Origin of the sequence: Streptomyces sp. NBC_00483, from assembly GCF_036013745.1 — a bacterium.
Lineage (GTDB): Bacteria > Actinomycetota > Actinomycetes > Streptomycetales > Streptomycetaceae > Streptomyces.
The window spans coordinates 8,346,283-8,364,622 of sequence record NZ_CP107880.1 but is presented as its reverse complement, the minus strand read 5'-3'; the positions used below and the strand labels follow the sequence as shown (position 1 = coordinate 8,364,622).

The following is an 18,340-nucleotide window of genomic DNA, read 5'->3' as shown; positions in this document are numbered from 1 at the left end:
GAGGCCCTATAGACGGGTGTCTGCTACGCGGCGTCGTCGAAGACGATGGCTGCCTTTCCGGCTGCCTGCCGGTCGAACTCCTGGTAGGCCTCGACGACTTGATCGAGGCGCCAGCGGTGGGTGAAGAGGTCGTCGACCGGGAGCTTGTTGCGGGCGATGAAAGCGGCGCACTGGCGCTGCTGCACGATGGACATCGTCCAGGAGGTCATGAGAGTCATCTGGCTGCGGTGCACGTCGACCGTGCCGAAGCGCGCCTCACCGCCGAGTCCGACCAGGCAGACCTTCCCCCACGGGGCGAGGGCCGCGATTCCGTCCCTGATCGCCGATGAGGCGCCCGAGGTCTCCAGGACAAGCGGTACGCCGTCTCCCCCGGTCAACTCCCGTAGCGCCTTCGGGGCTTGGTCGGCCGTCGGGTCTATCGCGGCAACCGCTCCGAAGCGTTGGGCGTGGGCGCGCCGCGCCGGCTCCGGGTCGATCGCGACGACCCGGGCGCCGCGTGCCGTGGCGAGCATGGTCGCGGAGAGTCCGACCGGGCCCTGGCCGAACACCGCGAGGTTCCTGCCCCCGATGTGGCCGAGGCGCTCCAGGCCTCCCCAGGCGGTGCCGGTGCCGCAGCCGATGGCGGCTCCCGCCTCGAAGCTCAGCGTGTCATCGAGCGGGACCAGGGTCGCGGCGGGCACCCGCATGAACGGCGCGTGTCCGCCGTGTTCTTGGGTGCCGAAGGCACGGAACGGCTGCCCGGTGCACATCTGAGGCCAGCCGGAGCGGCAGTGGTCGCACCGCGTACAGCCGATGTAGTGGTGGACCATGACACGGTCACCGACGCGGGCGGCGTCCGGTGGCACACCAGGGCCCACGGCGTGGACAACTCCGGCCGGCTCGTGTCCGTTGATGTGTTCCCCGGACGTGGTGGCCCGACCTGCCTGTTCTCGGTACACGTGCAGGTCGCTGCCACACATGCCGGACGCCTTGATGGCGACGACGACCTCACCGGGGCCGGGCTGCGGGTCGGGGAAGTCCCTGAGCTCAACGATGCGGTCGCCCAGGAAAACTGCGCCCTTCATTGTTACTCCGTAGGGTTGTTGGGATGGACGGAATCGCCAGTCGGCGAAGCCGGTGGAACCGTGCTTAGCCAGCAGCCCTCTTGCCGTCGAATATGAACTTGACGAAACGCTCGACGAGATACTCGGAGAAAATGCCGTGCACGAAGAACGGATCGTTCTCGATGTATTCGACGGCTTCCGCCCTGGTGTCGACGTCGAGGATGATGATCCCGCCGACAGGAAAGTCATCACCGTCAGGGAACGTGCCTCCACTCACGATAATGCGCGACCTGTTCGATTCGACGTATTCGAGATGTTCCGCACGGAGCGCTTTCTTCATTTCGCGAACCCCGTCACGGTCGGTGAATCTGATTGCGAACGGCACGAATGCTCTCCTTCATCGTGGCAACAATTTTCTGGGTGGATCCGAAGATCCCCGGCCGGACGCGGAAGCCTCCCCCCGCGGGGTTCCTCACCCAATCCGGACGAGGCCGCTATCAAAAGCGGGCTTAAAGGCTCTAACAAAAGCTGCTGATCATGAGTGTTTCGGTCTGTCTGTCCGTAGGTCTGGTCATGGGAGAGCGTCAGTCGCGGCCATGGATCGTGTCGGACGAACTGTGGTCGATGATCGAGCCGTTGCTGCCGAAGCCGGGCCCGAAGAAGGTCGAGGGCAGACCACGGGTCCCGGACCGGCAGGCACTGTGCGGGATCCTCTTTGTGCTGCACACCGGCATCCAATGGGAGTACCTGCCGCAGGAGTTGGGCTTCGGCTCGGGCATGACCTGCTGGCGCCGGCTGGCCGCCTGGAACGAGGCGGGGGTGTGGGACGGACTGCACCTGGTGCTGCTGAAGAAGCTACGGTCGGCGGGCAAGCTGGACTGGTCCCGGGCGGTGATCGATTCCTCGCACGTGCGGGCCGCTCGGCGGGGCCCAAAAGCGGGCCGAGCCCGGTCGACCGCGCGCGGCCGGGCAGCAAGCACCACGTGCTCACCGACGGCCAGGGCATCCCGCTCGCCGTATCGCTGACCGGCGGCAACCGCAACGACGTCACTCAACTCCTGCCCCTGCTCGACAAGGTCCCCGCCGTGGCAGGCACGGTCGGACGGCCACGCAAGCGGCCGGACCTGTTGTTCGCTGACCGCGGCTACGACCACGACATCTACCGGCGCCAGGTACGACAGCGCGGCATCCGCCCGGTCATTGCCGAACGCGGTCAGCCGCACGGCACCGGACTGGGCACCTTCCGGTACGTGGTCGAGCGCACCATCGCGTGGCTGCACGGCTTCCGTCGTCTCCGCATCCGCTGGGAGCGGCGTGACGACATCCATGAAGCCTTCCTCGGGCTGGCCGCCTGCCTGATCACTCATCGGCACGTCCAACGCCTTTGTTAGCACCTCTTAACGCCCTCTCAGCCGGTCACCGTCGAGATCTGGGGAGCCTCATGCACAGAGGCGCCGCCCCGCCGCAGACACACCATCAGCACGATGGCGACGGCCAGGCTCACTGCCGGCACGATGAGGCCGAACGCGGTGTTGCCCTCCTTGGCCACCTTTCCGATGAGCAGCGGCCCGACGAACCCGCCGAGGGAGGCCACCGAGTTGATGACTGCGAACCCGACAGCGCTCTGAGCGCGGCTGAGCACTTCAGTGGCCAGGGCGAAGAAGGGCGGGATGTACGAGACGATGCCGATGGCGAACAGGCACAGGCCGATGAGTCCCGGCACGGGAACGTTGCGGAAGACCATGGTCAGGACGAGTCCCGCGACGGCGGTGAGCAGGCAGCCGATGACCGCGGCCTTGCGTTGGCCGGTGCGGTCGGAGAAGCGTGCGACGAACAGCATGGCCAGCGCCGCGCACACGTAGGGCAGGGCCCCGATGAAGCCGATGTTGGTGGGTGAGTATCCGGAATCCAGCTGCGCGACGATCTGCGGGAGGAAGAAGGTCATGCCGTAGGTGCCGACACCACCGAGGAAGGACACGACGGCCAGGTGGAGGACCCGAGGGTTCTTGATGGCGCGCAGTTCGGGATGGCCGGCTCCTTCCGCGTTGGCGCCGTCCCTGGCCTGGTAGTCGGCGTTGATCTCGTTGTCGAGCCAGGTGGATTCGGCGCTGCTCAGCCAGCGGGCCTTGGCCGGGCGGTCGGCCATGCGGAAGAAGGTCCACAGCCCCAGGAGGATCGGCGGCAGGCCCTGCAGGACGAACAGCCACCGCCACGAGGCGAGCCCGAACCAGTCGACGTGGTCCAGGATCAGGCCGGCGCTCACACTGCCGACGATGAGTCCGACGGGCATGGCGAACACCATGCCGGCCAGTGCGCGGCTGCGGTCCTGGCTGAGGAACCAGTAGGTGAGATAGAGGACGAGGCCCGGGAAGAGTCCCGCCTCCGCGATGCCCAGGGCGACCCGGGCGATGTACAGGTGGGTCGTGTTGGCGATGAAGCCGGTGAGCAGGGTGACGAGTCCCCAGGTGACGGCGATGCGCGAGAGCCAGGCGCGGGCTCCGACCTTCGCCATGATGATGTTGCTCGGTACTTCCAGGAGCACGTACACGATGAAGAACACGGAAGCTGCCGCCGCGTAGGTGGCAAGCCCGATGCCGAGGTCCTTCGACATCGTCAGCTCCGCGTAGCTGATGGTGGAGCGGTCCATGTAGCTGAACATGTAGAGCAGGAACGCGATCGGCAGAACGGATCGCTTCACCCTGCGGATGACGCCTGGGCCATCGACACCTGGAGGGGTGGGTGTTGTGTCGCCTGTGGTCATGAGATCCGTCCAACTTCGTTGTTGTCGAGGACATTCACGAGGGGCGAAGGGCTACCGGGAAGGCTCAGTGCCCGTTCGGGGTATCGGTGAGAGACCGGATCAGGTGTGCCGCGTCGTCGGCCGATTCGAGGTCTGCCGCTGCCCGCTGGGTCGCGACGATCTGCTCAGGCGACGGCGGTACGGCGGCCAAGGCGGCGCAGTCCGCGAACTTCGCGTTGATGTCGGTCCAGGCCAAGGGCCTGGTGGCGGAGCCAGGTGTGTCCTCACCGCTCTGCTCGACGCGGCGGCCGTCCCTGGTGACGATCTCGACGCGTCCGCTGGGGAGTTCGTCCTTCCAGTCGAGGGCCGGATCGGACACAGTCACGACCTTGCGTGCGAGCTTGAGGACTCGGTCGTCCTTCAGCGCCGCTTGCGTGAGATCGCCGGCCTTGAGGTCGCCGTGCACGGCTGCCATGGCCACCAGGAACGGCAGGCTGAACCGGGCGTCCATGAGCGTCGCAGGCGCCCGCCGCGCGTCCAACGGTGCGCACAGTCCCTCATGGCAGTCGCCGGCGTAGACGCGAAGTTCCTGGATGTCGTCGCTGTTCAGACCGTGGCGGGCCATGGCCTCCAGCGTCGCGTGGATGTGGCTGTGCGCGGTGCCGACGGCCGCCCATGGCTTGTAGAGCGTGGCGGCTCCGTAGTACTCGCCACCGAGGTTGTCGAGGATCTTCTCCCGGTCGTAGCTGCCGCCGAAGTAGGTGGCGAAGAAGCCGTTCTTCCCCTCGAAGAGGGTGTCGGTGCCCTTGGCTCCCCGCTGCGCGAGGAGGGCGGCGAGTACACCGCCCTTGGCGGAGAACCCGGCGTACATGCCGCCGAGTTCGCTGCCGGGGCCGCTCACCATGTCCATGAAGCCGCCTGACTGGATGGCACCGAAGCTGAAGGCGTGGGCGAGCCGGTCGGGTGGGAGGTTCAGTAGCCGTCCGGCCGTGGCGGTGGCGGCGAGGACACCGATGACGGACGACAGGTTCCAGTCCTGACGCCAGCCGACGTGTCGCCGAAGCCGGGTGAAGAGGTCCTGGCCGACCGCGACGGCCGCGATCAGGTCCTTGCCGGAGATCCCGCCCTGCCGTTCAACGACGGCGAGGGCGGCGGGGATGATGGAGGTGGCGGAGTGCTGGCCCCACGGTGTCTGGTCGTCGAAGTTGAGGCAGTGCGCCATAGCGCCGTTGGCGAAGGCCGCCATGACCGCCGACGTCCGGAAGCCGTGGCCGAGGACGGTCGCCTGCGGCTGCCCACCGGCATCCCTGACGACGCCGACGGCGGCGCGCGCCGCGGGCTCGGTCCCACTGGCGGCAAGGATCACGCCGAGCGTGTCGAGGAGCGACTTCTTGGCACCGTCGACGGCGGGCTGCGGCAGCTTCTCGTACGCGGCTTCTGCTGCGAACTCGGCCAGAACGCCGGACAGTTCGGCGGGGTGGTCCGAGACGCTCGTGGAGTGCGTCATGTGTCTCCTCCGGTTCGATGTGTACGGGGGTGTGCCGACCCGGCCGCACCCGGGCCGACACACCGTGAGGGGGCCGATTGGCGGACTACCGGACCATGTAGCCCGCGTCGGCGGTCAGCACCGAGCCGGTCATGAACGCCGAGTCCTCCGAGGCGAGGAAGAGGGCGACGCGCGCGATGTCCTCGGGCTCGCCCAGCTTGCGCAGCGGGGTGCCCTGCTCGTAGCTCTCCCGCCAGGCCTCATCGGCGAGGATGTTCGCCACGAGTTCGGTCTGGACCAGGCCGGGCGTGATGACGTTGGCGCGAATTCCGTTGACGCCGTAGGTCTGGGCCACGGCCCGGGTCATGCCGATCACGCCCGCCTTGGCGGCGGTGTAGGCGTGGTTGGGAGCGCCGATCCAGTGCCCGGCCAGGGAAGCAATGTTGATGACCGATCCGCCGCCACCCTGGATCATGTGCGGCAGCGCGTACTTCCCCATCAGGAAGACGCTCTTGAGGTTGACTGCGATGGACTTGTCGAACAGCTCCTCGGTGAGGTCGATCGTGGGACCGTCCTGGGAGTCGTCGCGCGGTCCGGGCTTGCGGAAGTTCGCGCCGGCGTTGTTGTAGAGGACGTCGATCCGGCCGAACTCCTCCATGACGCGCGCCACCGCCGTGCGGACACTCGCCGCGTCGGCGACGTCGCAGGCCAGCGGAAGCAGCCCGGGCACGCCGAGCTCCCCTGCCGCCGCGGCGGCCTTCTCGCCGTCGAGGTCCAGCATGGCGACCTTGGCGCCCTCCGCCTGGAAGATGCGGGTCGCGGCGAGGCCCTGGCCGCGCGCCGCTCCGGTGATGATCGCGACCTTGCCGTCGAGCCGTCCAGACATGGGTGTACTCCTCAACTTAGGTGTGGGAAAGCGAACTTGGGCCACACGGCAGGACAACAGGCCGGCCCATCTGGGTGCCGCGGTCCTGGGTGGGGTGAGGGTGTGCTGCGGCGGGGCGGAGTCGTACGCCGACTTCGGGGCCCCAATGACGTCACACGTAGATGTGTCGGTGACGCGGCATCTGGTTGTCGCCTTGCCGCCGGGTGTGTACGGCGGCGGGAGCCTGCCGCCGCCGAGCGGCGGCAGGCCAGGTTCTCAGTGGAACGCGCGGCCTCCGTCGACGCCCAACACCGAGCCGGTGACGTAGGAGGCATCGGTGCTCGTGAGGAAGAGGAGAGAGGCCGCGATCTCGGTCGGGTCGGCGATGCGCTGCAGCGCGTAGGTGGACGCGGCGGCGTCCCGGTGGCCGTCGGCCATGGCCGTGTCCACCATGCCCGGGGCGATGCAGTTCACCCGGATCCGCGGGGCCAGTTCGGCCGCCAGCGCCTTGGTCAGGGCCACGATCCCGCCCTTGGACGCGGCGTACGCCGTGTAGCCCGGGGAGTTGGGCAGCAGGCCCTGCCCCGAGGCGATGTTCACGACGCTGGCGGCGGCCTCCCGGGTCAGCCAGGGCAGGAAGCTGCGGGTCACGACGTACGTGCCGGTCAGGTTCACTTCCAGGACGCGGCGCCAGTCGGCCGCCGGTACGTCGGCGGCCAGGCCGCGGAACATGATGCCGGCGGCGTTCACCACGCCGTCGATACCTCCCAGCTCCACGGCCGCGCGCTCGGCGGCGGCCGCCACCTCGTCCTCCGCGGTGATGTCCACCTCGAAGGCGGACCCACCGGTCTCCTGGGCGGTCTCCTTCAGGCCGCCCGGGTCCCGGTCCAGGAGGGCGAGGGAGGCGCCTTCTTGCGCGAAGAGGAGGGCGGTGGCCCGGCCGATGCCGGATGCCGCGCCGGTCACCGCGATGCGGCGTCCGCGCAGTCGGCCGCGCGCGGCATCGTCCGGTATCGGTGCGCTGCTCATGCTTCTGCTCCATCCAGTAGATGTGTGAGAGGGGGCGGCCTGCCGGTCGTGGGCAGGGGCACGGCGGTGAGGTCAGCGCATGACGAACGCGTTGGCCGGGGCGTCGTCGTTCGTGGACAGGACGATGCTCTTGGTCTCCAGGTACGCGTCCACGGCCTCGATGCCGTGTTCACGCCCGAGTCCGGAACGCTTCATGCCGCCGAAGGGCACCATGTAGCTGTACGTCCGGTAGGTGTTGACCCACACGCTGCCCGCCTTGAGCGCCTTGGACATGCGCATGGCCCGGCCGATGCCGCGCGTCCATACCCCGGCGACCAGGCCGTACGGGATGTCGTTGGCGATGCGGACCGCTTCTCCCTCGTCGTCGAAGTCGAGGACGGCCAGGATCGGCCCGAAGACCTCTTCCTGGGCGATCCGCATGTCGTTGGTGACATCCGTGAAGATCGTGGGCTCGACGAACTGGCCCCCGGTCAGGCCGGGTCCGGTGGCGGGACTGCCGCCGAGGATGCGGCGGGCGCCGTCCTGCTTGGCCACGTCGATGTAGTGGAGGACCTTCTCGTACTGGGCGGGGGTGGAGATCGGGCCCACGTTCGTGGCCGGGTCCATGGGGTCGCCGAGCCGGATTCCCTTGGCCAGTTCGACGATCTTGGCGAGGAACTTCTCCTTGATGGAGGAGTGGACGAGGAGACGGGAGCCCGCGGCACACATCTGTCCGCCCGCGCCGAAGATCCCCGAGACGACGCCGACCGCGGCCAGGTCGAGGTCGGCGTCCTCGAAGACGATGTTCGGGGACTTGCCGCCCAGTTCCAGCGAGACCCGCTTGACGTTGCGCGCGGCCGTCTCGTAGAGCTTCGCGCCGGTGGTGTCGGAGCCCGTGAAGGCGATCTTGGCTACATCGGGGTGCTCCACGAGGGGCGCGCCCACGTCCGGGCCCAGGCCGGTGACGACGTTGAACACCCCGTCGGGCACGCCCGCTTCGGCGAACAGGCCGGCGAGTTCCAGTGTGCTGGCGGAGGCGTACTCCGAAGGCTTGACGACGACGGCACAGCCGGCGGCCATGGCCGGCGCGGCCTTCACGGTGGCGAACCACAGCGGGGAGTTCCACGCGGTGAGCGCGGCGACGACACCGACCGGTTCACGGCGTGTGAAGGCGACCGAGTCGGCCTTCTCCAGCGGGATCGAAGAGCCTTCGATCTTGTCGGCGAGACCCGCGTAGTAGTACCAGCAGTCGGCCACGGCCTTCATCTGGCCGGTGACCTCCGCGAGCAACTTGCCGTTGTCGCGCACCTCGGTCTCGATCAGGGTCTGGGCGTGCTCGGTGATGGCGTCTCCGATACGGCGCAGCACCCTGCCTCGTTCGGAGGCGGTCACGGTGGACCACGGCCCCTGCGTCATGGCGCGGTGGGCCGCGGTGACCGCGCGCTCCGCGTCGGTTGCGTTGCCGCGGGCGATGCGGGCCCAGGTCTCGCCGCGGTAGGGGTCCGTCGAGTCGATCCAGGCGCCGCTGTCCGGCTGCACCCAGGCGCCGTCGATGTAGTGCAGGTACTGCTTCATGTTGCGTGTCCTTACTGGCGGTTCACTACTGCGGGGTGTTGCTGGCGGTCATTGCGGGTGAGGTCTCGCGCCGGCCGGACGGTCGCACAGCTTCCGTGTCCGAACCCAGGTCGCGGTGTCCGCCCTCGCGGCACGTCGAGACGGCGACGGCGGACACCACCAGCACGAGAAGGTTCACGGTCATGACGAGCTTGCTGCCGCCGAGGGCCGTCAGGCCGGCGGCGACGAACGGTGCCGGGGCCGCGAACAACACGTTGGCTCCGGTGTAGGCGAGCGCCATGCCGGTGAATCGGACCTGCGTGGGGAACTGCTCGGCGAACAGGGCGGGTTGGGCGCCGCTGAGGAACTGGATGGAGCACATCACGAGGGCGACGATGGCTCCGGTGACGACCGGGTTGGGGGTCGCGGCGGTGAAGAAAAGAACGATGCCGACGAAGCATCCGCCGAGGCCGATGTGCCAGACGCGGCGCCGCCCGATGCGGTCACATACGTACCCTCCGGCGATCGCGAAGCCGGCGGAGAGGCCGTTCGCGACCACCATGATGACCGTCGCCGTCTGGGCAGACATGCCGGTCGCGGAGGGCAGATAGCTGAGCCCGTAAACCGCGATCAGATAGAAGCTCAGCGTCGTACCTGCCCAGGCGAGCATCAGTCCGATCACCTGGCGTGGATGCGTCTTGAGCACGCGGATGCCGGCGCCGCGGGAGCTGCCCTCGGCGGGCGTCGCGATCTCAGCGTCCTTATTGTCCGCGAAAGCCGGCGTCTCTTCCAGCTTGAGACGGATGAACACCGCGGTCGCGACGATCACGATGCTCCCGATGAACGGGACCCGCCACCCCCAGGCCAGGAACTGTTCCTCGGTCAATGACGCGCTCAGCACAGCGATGACGACGTTGCCCAGCACCTGGCTCAGCGGAGACCCGATCACCACGAAACTGCCCATGAGGCCGCGGCGGCTTCTGTCGCAGCTCTCCACCGACAGGATCTGGCCGCCGGTCGCCTCGCCCCCGAGCGACACCCCCTGCACGAAGCGGAGCGCGACGAGAAGGACGGCGATGCCGACTCCCCTGCCTGTCGGCAGGAAGCCGATCAGGATGGACGAGGCGCCCATCAGCGCGAGGGTGACGAAGAGGATCGGCTTGCGGCCGATCCGGTCACCGAGGTGCCCGAAGAGAACCGCTCCGAGCGGTCGTGTCGCGACCCCCACTCCGAAGGTGGCGAACGAGGCGAGCAGGCCGCCGGTCGACCCCAGCTGGTGGAAGAACAGCTGCGGGAAGACCGTCGCGGACAGGATCCCGTAGGTAGCGAAGTCGAAGTACTCCAGGGCGGAACCGAGGGTGCCGCTGGCGACCGTGCGGACTTCCATCGACTTCAGGGGCTTCTTGCCGACGGTGGTGCTGTGCGGCTCTGGTGGTGCGGAGGCGGACGTCATCGGCTGCTCCTAGTCGGGGTCCCGTGCCGGGAGTTGGGGGTGGTTTAGGGGCTGAGGGCGTCGATCAGGTTTTTGGTGACTTCGTCGGTGGTGGCGGTGCCGCCGACGTCGCGGGTGAGGGTTCCAGCGCCCGTGACGGTCTCGATCGCCTTGTTCAGGCGGGCCGCCTGGTCGGGCAGGCCGAAGTGCTCCAGCATCAACGCCGCACTGCCCACCGCGCCGATCGGGTTGGCCAGGCCCTGCCCCGCGATGTCGGGGGCCGAGCCGTGCACCGGCTCGAACATGCTCGGGAAACGCCGCTCGGGATTGAGGTTGGCACTGGCCGCGAGGCCGAGACTGCCGGCAAGGGCGCTGCCGAGGTCGGAGAGGATGTCGGCGTTGAGGTTCGAGGCGACGACGACCGACAGGTCCTCGGGCTTGAGCACGAACTTCGCCGACATGGCATCGACCAGCACACTCTCCGTCTCCACGTCCGGGTACTCGGCGGCCACCCGCTTGAACACGTCGTCCCACAGCACCATCCCGTACTGCTGGGCATTGGACTTGGTCACCGAGGAGACCTTGCGGCGGCTGCGAGTGCGGGCCAGGTCGAAGGCGAAGCGGATGATGCGCTCGCAGCCCACCTCGGTGAACAGCGAGGACTGGACGGCCACTTCACCGCCGGGACCGCGCCCGGAGAGGTTGCGGCCGCCGAGACCCGCGTACTCGCCCTCGCTGTTCTCGCGGACGACGACCCAGTCGAGTTCGGTGTCGTCGGCCTTGCGCAGCGGGCTGACCACACCGGGCAGGAAGTGCACCGGGCGGACGTTGGCCCACTGGTCGAAGTTCTGGCAGATCTTCAGGCGCAGGCCCCACAGGCTGATGTCGTCGGGGACGCTAGGCCAGCCGACCGCGCCGAAGTAGATGGCGTCGAAGTCCTTGAGCTGGTCGAGGCCGTCGTCGGCCATCATCTTGCCCGTACGGGCGTAGTACTCGCAGCCCCAGTCGAACTCCTGCCAGTCGAAGGCAAACGCTCCGGCGCTGTCCGCGGCGAGCGCATCGAGCACCTGGCGTCCGGCGGCCACGACCTCCTTGCCGATGCCGTCCGCGGGAATCGCCGCGATGCGGAAGGTGCGGAGAGTGGTCACGAGATGGCTCCGTCCAGTCGAACCAGTAGCCCGGCGTTTCAGCCAGGTCGTGTTACAGGTGATTGAACGGCTGACGTCGCGAGTGTGTCCAAGACCGGTTCGCTTCCCGGCTTGGAGGCAGCGCCTATCGATGGATGCGATGGCCCTTGGGGCGCAGCAGGTGGGACAGCTAAGCGCGCTCTCGCTCAAGCGCCTCGGATACGGGAGCGTTGTCCACGTAAATGCGCTGGTCGACGAACTTGCCGTCAACGATGGTGATCTTGGAGGCCGCCTTGATCTCGATCACGACCCCGCTGTGGAGTGTCCAACGGCCGATGGACTCGAAGAAGACCACCCCGCCCTCTTCCTCCCACACGTTCACGAGGTCGTGTCCGAGCGATGCGACATCGTCAAGGGCGTCACGGAAGGCCGAGACGACGTTTTCTCGCCCCTTGACCTCGGGGCTGTTCCCGAACGTGAGCGTCATGTCCTCCGCGTAGTACGAGCCGAACTCATGGGGGCGGTTCGCCTCCATCGCGGCGTAGTACTCGGTGAGCAGCCTGAGTGTCTCAGTGCTTGCGTGCATGGTGATTCAGACCCTTGCCTCGGGAACGTGGCCGGGCTGCCGGTGATTCAACAAGGCCACCCGGGTTTCATTGACTGAATCTCACATTGCAGGATATTGTCCAGGACGCATCCGAGAAGTGTGTGCGCCGTCACACTAGAGCCGCCGGCGTGAAACACCAGATGGTGCGGATTTCAGCGACGCTCGGGCACCACGTGCTCGACGCCCCCTCGTATCGCCGACTGCGGCACCACGCGCTGCGGCGCCCGCCCGTCGGCACACACACCAGCCATCACCTGCGGTTACGGGACGACCTCCAGGGAGACTGCATGTCTGACAATCCACCGTCCACGCGCGTCCTGCCCCGCCCAAGCGGTCGTGAGGACCCGAGGACCTTCTTGTTCCGGCTGACGGCGATCGCCAGCCTGGGCGGCCTTCTCTTCGGGTTCGACACCGGGGTGATCTCGGGCGCACTCGTGTATCTCCGCGAGGACTTTCAGCTGACCGCGGTCACCGAGGGGCTGGTGGTCACTTCGCTGCTCTTCCCCGGCGCGACGGCAGGCGCGCTTCTGGGCGGACCCGTCGCCGACCGGGTGGGACGCAAGAAGTCACTGGTGATCGCCAGCGTGATCTTCGTCGTCAGCACGATCGCATGCGCGTTGGCTCCCAGCGTCGCCATCCTGATCGGGGCCCGCATCGCGCTCGGCTACGCCGTCGGTGTCGCCTCCGTCGTCGTACCGCTGTATCTCGCCGAGATGGCGCCGGCTTCACAGCGGGGCCGCATCGTCACGATGAACCAACTCATGCTGACGATCGGCCTGTTCCTGGCATTCGTCGCCAACGCGGTACTCGCCAATCTGATCAACGACCCTGTCGTGTGGCGCTACATGGTGGGCGTCGCTCTCATTCCGGCCGTCGCACTTCTCCTCGGCATGTCGCCGCTGCCGGACACACCTCGCTGGTACGCGAGCAAGCAGATGTGGTCGAAGGCGCGCCACACGCTGCAGCGGGCACACCTCGCCGACCGGGTCGAGGCCGAGTACGAGCAGATCACGGCGGTCGTCACAGCGGACGCGGCCAAGGGCAAGGCCTCCGTCCTCGCCGCCCTTCGCCGTGAACCGTGGATGAAGCGGTTGATCCTGGTCGGCATCGTCTTGGCGATGGCCCAACAGACTACTGGCATCAACGTGGTCATGTACTACGCGCCGACCGTGCTGCAGAGTTCCGGCCTCACCCGGTCCGCATCGCTGCTCGCCTCCGTCACCGTCGGAATCTCGATGATCGTCTTCACGGTTGTGGGCATGTGGGTTCTCGGTGTGATGGGGCGCCGCAGGATGATGCTGCTCGGATTCGGCGGTGTGGCCGCCTCCCATCTGGGGCTCCTCATCACCTATCTGCTGCCGGACTCGAGCCTGCGCTCGTACCTGATCCTGCTTTTCATGCTGCTGGTCACGGCGTTCATGCTGACCTTCCTGGCCACCACGGGCTTCCTGGTGCTCTCTGAGCTGTTCCCGCTGCCGATCCGCGGGTTCGCCATGGGCGCTTCGCTCGGCGGACTGTGGGTCGCCAACTCGCTCATCTCCTTCCTGTTCCCGATCCTCGCCGAGCGGTACGGCTCGGTGGCGGTGTTCTCCGGGTTCATGGTGCTCAACATGCTGGCGACGCTCTTCGCGTATCGCTGTGTCCCGGAGACCAAGGGACGCACCTTGGAGGAGCTCGAGGGTGAACTGCGCGACCGCTACAGCGGCACGGTCACCGAACGCCCCCTGCTCTGACCTCGACACCTTCCACACCCCTGGTTCATGACAGAAAGCGAGAGAGAGAATGACTGCACAGAGGTTCGCCGGCAAGGTCGCCTTCGTGACCGGCGCCGGTAGCGGCATCGGCCGTGCCACGGCGAGGGCCTTCGCCGCCGAGGGTGCTGATGTGGTCGTGGCCGACATCGACTCGGCCGGCAACGAAGAGACCGCCCGACTCGCCGCCGAGCACGGCGGCCGGGTGCTCACCGTCAAGTGCGACGTCACGTCTTCCAGCGAGATCCGGGCTGCTGTCGAGCAGACGGTCCGCGAATTCGGCCGCCTCGACATCGCGTTCAACAACGCCGGGATCGAGCAGCCCCCGGCGCCTCTCGTCGACATCGCGGAGGAAGAGTGGTCGCAGCTGCTCGACATCGACCTGCGCAGCGCGTTCTTGTGCATGAAGTACGAGATCCCCGCCATGCTCGACAACGGCGGCGGCTCCATCGTCAACACGTCGTCCGGCGCCGGCGTGGTCGGGATCCGAGGGCAGGCCGCGTACGTCGCCGCCAAGCACGGGCTGATCGGCCTGACGAAGTCGGCGGCGCTGGACTACGCCGCACAGGGCGTCAGGGTCAACGCGATCTGCCCGGGCATCATCGAAACGCCCATGATGAACAGGTTTTCCGGCGGCACCCCCGAGGGCCGCGCCCGAGTGATCGGCCAGGAGCCCGTCGGCAGGATGGGCAGCCCCGAGGAGATCGCTTCCGCCGTGCTCTGGCTCTCGTCCGACCTCGGCGGGTTCGCGACCGGCCACGCGATGGTCATCGATGGTGGTCAGACAGTCGGCATCTGACACCCCAACGCACATCTCACCAACGCACACATCCCACGGCCGAGCACATCACCACTTGGAAGGAACACCAGCATGGCTGGAGAGCACCGTGAATTTCAGTCGCGTCTGATCGTCACCGGACTTGATGACGACGGCAGATCGACCTTCGTCAGCGACGGTCCGACGACCGACCGCCTTGTCGCGGATGGCTACACCCGGAACCACCTGTGGCAGGCCACCCAGGTGCCCACTCCGGTGATGGCTACGAACGGCCCCGGCGACGCCGCGGTCATCCCGCCGCCGCCCGCCGGCTACAACTACGTCATCACAGCCTTCGCCCCTGACAGTGAATGGGACTACGAAGGGGGCTACGCGCGCATCCTGGCAGAGTCGGGCGCCGCCGACGCGGTGGATCCGACGGACGCACCCGGCATGCACACCACGGACACCATCGACATCGTCACGGTCATCTCCGGGGAGGCGTGCGTGCTGCTCGACGCGGGCGAGACGACCATGCGGCAGGGAGACACCATCGTTCAGCGCGGCACCAAGCACGCCTGGCGGAATCGGACCGACGAGCCCGTCGTGGTCTCGGCAGTTCACATCAGCGTGATCCGCTGACCGCGCGACCAGAAAGGGAAGACACCATGCAGCGCGAGGACCCCGACCTGCCCACCTCTGCGCGTCGCGTGATCGTGGGTCTCAACGCCACCGGCGCCTCCACGGTCGTCGCCGACGAGCAAGCCGTGCCCCGCACCCGGCTCCCCAACGGGATCCTGCTCCAGGAGGTGTGGCAGCAGCGGGACATTCCCGCCGGGCCGGACGATCACCCGGAGCCCGAGTGGACGTTGGGCCCAGACGCCCCAGCAGAAGGAGCCGTGGTCCGAATCCTCACGGTGCCGGCCGCAAACGGCGACGGGCCCGCGGCACCGGACCTGCACACGGACCCCTCTCTGCATGTGATCACGATGCTCAGCGGTGAGCTGGTCGTGCTGCTGGAGGACGGCGAAGTGACACTCGGCGTCGGAGACTCGGTCGTCCTGCGGGACAGCATGCACGACCTGCGAAACCTGCGCCCCCGGCCGGCAACGTTCGTGTACACCTCCTTTCCCCTCACCAAGAGCGGGTAGGAGCGCTGACGTTCTTCACACTTCGATGCGCAGCCAGGTGTCACCCGTGCGGAGCCAAAGGGAACCGTCACGGCCTTGCCCGCACTTCATGACGACCCGGCCGGGCACACGTAGCCGACGGCGGCTGGTGACGGTCCAGGTGGCGCCGTCGAGTTCGGCACGTATGAGGTCGACGGACCGCTTGTTGTGGTGACGGCTGGTAAGAACTGCCCTGTTGCCGCGGATCGCGAGCCCGTCGGGGTCGGAAACGGGGCTGCGGTAGCTGGCGACATCACCGGTGGACGGAGTGATCCGCGTCAGGTAGGTGCCGACTTTGCCGTTGCCGGAGTACCAGACGAGCCATACGTGTTCGTTCTCGGTCGCCGCGGTGCAGCCTTCCAGTGGGTGGTCGGGCAGTCTGCGCTGAGGAGCCCAGGAGGCCCGGCCCTGGGTGTCCCATCCTGCGAGGCCCGCTCCCGACTCGGGGTGGCCGCCGTAGATGCCCTCGTCCCCGTAAGCCGTCCAGATACCTCCGTGGGCGTCGGTGACCAGGGCTGGAATGTCGTCACCGACACAGAACTCGGCCTCAGGCGTTCCGGACGGCGAGAACACCACCGCGTTGGAGGCCCAGGCTCCCTCGGGCTCGCTGCGGGACGTACGCCCCTTCACCAGCAGTAATCGGCGATCCGAGAGCAGGGCCAAGTGGCTGGGCCACATCCGAATGTCCTTCACCAGGATGCGCCGCTGCTCCTGTCCGATGATGGTGACCAGCTCCCCCGTGAACGGGAGCTGCGGCCTCCACCCGACCCACCCCTTGATATAGCGGGAGCGGTTCAGATATCGCCGGTGGACCAGTAGGACAGCAAGCTCACCGGCGGGGCCGATGGTCCACCAAAGGGCTCGGTGGCCGCGCATCGCATCAGCGGCGGGAAGCCGCCACACAGCGTGTATCGCGTCATCGGAACCAGCCGTCAAGGGGCGGAGATTCATGGGCAGTCGCCTCTGGGACTCCGGAGCCGAGCAGCCCGAAGAGCACTACCCTACCGGCCCTTGCCCAGAGGCGAGTTGCTGTTCAGACGGGCAACGAAGACTACGACGCCCAGGAGAATTTGCGGAGCCCATCGAGGGTGACCAGCCGGCCGAAGGCCAGCTCCGGGAAGTGGGCCGGCGCAAAGGGATCGCCGGAGTCAGCCAGCTCATCGGCGATGCGCTGACGCATGATGCCGGCCGCGACAGGGTCGACGTCCCACATGCCCATCCACTCGGGCTCGGTCAGCTCACCCACGGTGTGGAGAGTGTCGCCGAGCAGAAGGGCTCGCTCGCCCTGGTCGTGGATCACGTAGATGGTCGTGCCGGGTGTGTGACCGGGTGCGGGGCGCGCGATGAGGCCGGGAAGCAGCTCGGCCTCGGCATCGATGGGCTCGACTCGTGACTCGATCGGCATGAGCAGGTCGCGGATCTTCGGCACAGCGGTCGGGCCGGTCATGAAGTAGGCCCAGTCGCTCTCGTGCATCCGGTACGTCGCGTTCGGGAAAGTGATGTCACCATCGGTCGTCGACCAGCCGACGTGGTCCCAGTGCATGTGAGTGAAGCAGACGTCCGTGACATCCGTCGGATCAACTCCGGCACGACGGAGGTTGTCGAGCAGCGCACCGGTCCGTGTTCCCTCGTCCGCGAACACACCGCCACCCGCGTCGATCAGGACGGTCCGGTTCTTGATCCGGACGAGGAAGGAGCCGATGTCCAGACGGATGCGCCCGTTCTCATCGGTGGGGTGGTCCACGCAGTCCCAGATCTTGCCGTCCGGGTGCGACACCGCGTTCTCGATGGGCTCGTGGGAAGTGCCGTCGACGATCGGCACGATCTCGAGGTTTCCGACCTTCATCTCACTGCTCCCGCTTGTCGATGTGCCCGGAGGGTGGTGATGGCCCGTTTCGTCGGGAGTTCTACTTCAGTACGCAGTCCAGGAACGACTGGGCCCCCGGGGTGAGCGGTGCGCTCCTGCACACCAGAGAGACATGCAGGTACTCCGGCGGCTCCAGGTCCAGGACGAGCGCGCCTGCCTTGCGTGCCAGGTCCGCCCAAGCCTCGGTCAATACGGCGATCCCGGTGCCCTGGAGCACCAGCGACAGGATGGCCTCACGGTGCCCGGCCTCCACCCCGTAGCGCACGGGCACACCACGTTCTTGCAGTTCGTCAAAGAGTTGCCGGGCCCTGGTGCCCCGCGGGGCGACGATCGCCGTCAGGCCGGCCAGATCCTCCAGGGCCACCGCCCGGCCCGGTGGCAATGGCCCGTCGGGCGGGGCCAGCACGACGAACCGCTGTCGGGCGACGGCATGTACCTCCACGTCCGGCGAGTGCAACTCCGTGGCCGTGCCCGCAAGGCCGATCTCCACCGCTCCCGTGCGTACGTGCTCGACCACCGCATCGGCGGTGGGTACGGCGCGGACGTCGACCTGCATGGCGGGATGGTGACGCTGATAGGCGCCGATCATCGCGGACAGCGGCTGGACCGCGGGCGAGGGCATGCTCGCGATCTCCAGCCGTCCGGTGCGCAGCCCTTTCACCGATTCCACCGTAGCCCGTGCGGTCTCCATGTCCCGCAGAACCTGCCGGGCGGGCGCGATCATCGCCCGTCCGGACTCTGTCAGTTCGATGCGTCGGCCAATGCGATGGAACAGCAGGGTGTCCAGTTCACGTTCCAGGTTGCGGATCGCCTGGGAGAGCGACGGCTGCGCCAGATGCAGGGAGGCCGCCGCGCGATTGAAGCTGCCGTGGTCGACCACGGCCAGGAAGTATTCGAGTTGCCGTGCGTCCATGAGCCGTTCCTGTCCGAGGCA

General features: G+C 67.6%; 18 protein-coding genes. 5 read left to right on the top strand and 13 right to left on the bottom strand.

Annotated elements, in window-relative coordinates; translation table 11 throughout:
- Positions 1-23: 23 nt before the first annotated feature.
- Both OHA73_RS37330 and OHA73_RS37325 read right to left on the bottom strand, forming a co-directional pair.
- The gene (locus OHA73_RS37330) at positions 24-1,064 is read right to left on the bottom strand and encodes a zinc-dependent alcohol dehydrogenase family protein (RefSeq protein ID WP_266722726.1); all 1,041 of its coding nucleotides are present in this window, start codon (positions 1,062-1,064) and stop codon (positions 24-26) included.
- 64 nt (positions 1,065-1,128) lie between these two features.
- Positions 1,129-1,428 carry a YciI family protein gene (locus tag OHA73_RS37325; RefSeq protein ID WP_266722725.1) on the bottom strand — a complete coding sequence of 100 codons (300 nt, stop codon included), beginning with the start codon at positions 1,426-1,428 and terminating at the stop codon, positions 1,129-1,131.
- 188 nt (positions 1,429-1,616) lie between these two features.
- Between OHA73_RS37325 and OHA73_RS37320 the strand changes: the two genes are divergently transcribed.
- A protein-coding gene (locus OHA73_RS37320; RefSeq protein WP_443063197.1) for an IS5 family transposase occupies positions 1,617-2,434 on the top strand; the annotation gives its coding sequence in 2 pieces (ribosomal slippage) (positions 1,617-1,946 and positions 1,949-2,434; 816 coding nt in all).
- Positions 2,435-2,451: 17 nt separating this feature from the next.
- Here the strand turns inward: OHA73_RS37320 and OHA73_RS37315 are convergent.
- From OHA73_RS37315 to OHA73_RS37280, 8 genes are all read right to left on the bottom strand, one after another.
- Positions 2,452-3,741 (bottom strand): MFS transporter, encoded by a 1,290-nt coding sequence (locus tag OHA73_RS37315; protein WP_266722723.1) that lies wholly within the window; start codon positions 3,739-3,741, stop codon positions 2,452-2,454.
- 127 nt (positions 3,742-3,868) lie between these two features.
- Entirely contained in the window at positions 3,869-5,290 is a 1,422-nt protein-coding gene (locus OHA73_RS37310; RefSeq protein WP_327657292.1) for an MmgE/PrpD family protein, read from the bottom strand.
- 85 nt (positions 5,291-5,375) lie between these two features.
- Entirely contained in the window at positions 5,376-6,155 is a 780-nt protein-coding gene (locus OHA73_RS37305) for an SDR family NAD(P)-dependent oxidoreductase (RefSeq protein ID WP_266722720.1), read from the bottom strand.
- A 255-nt stretch (positions 6,156-6,410) separates the two neighbouring features.
- On the bottom strand, positions 6,411-7,163 hold the full coding sequence (locus tag OHA73_RS37300) for an SDR family NAD(P)-dependent oxidoreductase (RefSeq protein ID WP_266722718.1): 753 nt from the start codon (positions 7,161-7,163) through the stop codon (positions 6,411-6,413).
- Positions 7,164-7,235: 72 nt separating this feature from the next.
- Positions 7,236-8,717, bottom strand: coding sequence for an aldehyde dehydrogenase (locus OHA73_RS37295; protein WP_266722716.1), 1,482 nt, complete (start codon positions 8,715-8,717; stop codon positions 7,236-7,238).
- A gap of 25 nt (positions 8,718-8,742) precedes the next feature.
- Positions 8,743-10,149 carry an MFS transporter gene (locus OHA73_RS37290; protein ID WP_327657291.1) on the bottom strand — a complete coding sequence of 469 codons (1,407 nt, stop codon included), beginning with the start codon at positions 10,147-10,149 and terminating at the stop codon, positions 8,743-8,745.
- A 44-nt stretch (positions 10,150-10,193) separates the two neighbouring features.
- Positions 10,194-11,276, bottom strand: a complete 1,083-nt coding sequence (locus OHA73_RS37285; protein WP_266722713.1) for a tartrate dehydrogenase — start codon at positions 11,274-11,276, stop codon at positions 10,194-10,196.
- Positions 11,277-11,445: 169 nt separating this feature from the next.
- Positions 11,446-11,841: a nuclear transport factor 2 family protein gene (locus tag OHA73_RS37280; RefSeq protein ID WP_266722712.1), complete on the bottom strand. Its 396-nt coding sequence runs from the start codon at positions 11,839-11,841 to the stop codon at positions 11,446-11,448.
- 308 nt (positions 11,842-12,149) lie between these two features.
- On the opposite strand from OHA73_RS37280, the gene OHA73_RS37275 reads away from it, so the two are divergent.
- From OHA73_RS37275 to OHA73_RS37260, 4 genes are all read left to right on the top strand, one after another.
- Positions 12,150-13,595, top strand: coding sequence for a sugar porter family MFS transporter (locus OHA73_RS37275; protein WP_266722711.1), 1,446 nt, complete (start codon positions 12,150-12,152; stop codon positions 13,593-13,595).
- Between the two features lie 49 nt (positions 13,596-13,644).
- Positions 13,645-14,412 (top strand): glucose 1-dehydrogenase, encoded by a 768-nt coding sequence (locus OHA73_RS37270; RefSeq protein WP_266722709.1) that lies wholly within the window; start codon positions 13,645-13,647, stop codon positions 14,410-14,412.
- Positions 14,413-14,484: 72 nt separating this feature from the next.
- Positions 14,485-15,012, top strand: coding sequence for a cupin domain-containing protein (locus tag OHA73_RS37265; RefSeq protein WP_266722707.1), 528 nt, complete (start codon positions 14,485-14,487; stop codon positions 15,010-15,012).
- 26 nt (positions 15,013-15,038) lie between these two features.
- On the top strand, positions 15,039-15,521 hold the full coding sequence (locus OHA73_RS37260; RefSeq protein ID WP_266722705.1) for a hypothetical protein: 483 nt from the start codon (positions 15,039-15,041) through the stop codon (positions 15,519-15,521).
- Positions 15,522-15,536: 15 nt separating this feature from the next.
- Here OHA73_RS37260 and OHA73_RS37255 read toward each other — a convergent pair whose 3' ends face one another.
- From OHA73_RS37255 to OHA73_RS37245, 3 genes are all read right to left on the bottom strand, one after another.
- Complete coding sequence (locus tag OHA73_RS37255; protein ID WP_266722703.1) at positions 15,537-16,415, bottom strand: hypothetical protein; 879 nt, start codon at positions 16,413-16,415, stop codon at positions 15,537-15,539.
- A 175-nt stretch (positions 16,416-16,590) separates the two neighbouring features.
- Entirely contained in the window at positions 16,591-17,385 is a 795-nt protein-coding gene (locus OHA73_RS37250; RefSeq protein ID WP_266722701.1) for an MBL fold metallo-hydrolase, read from the bottom strand.
- A gap of 61 nt (positions 17,386-17,446) precedes the next feature.
- A complete protein-coding gene (locus OHA73_RS37245) occupies positions 17,447-18,319 on the bottom strand; it encodes a LysR family transcriptional regulator (RefSeq protein WP_266722699.1) in 873 nt (290 codons plus the stop codon).
- Positions 18,320-18,340: the final 21 nt, after the last annotated feature.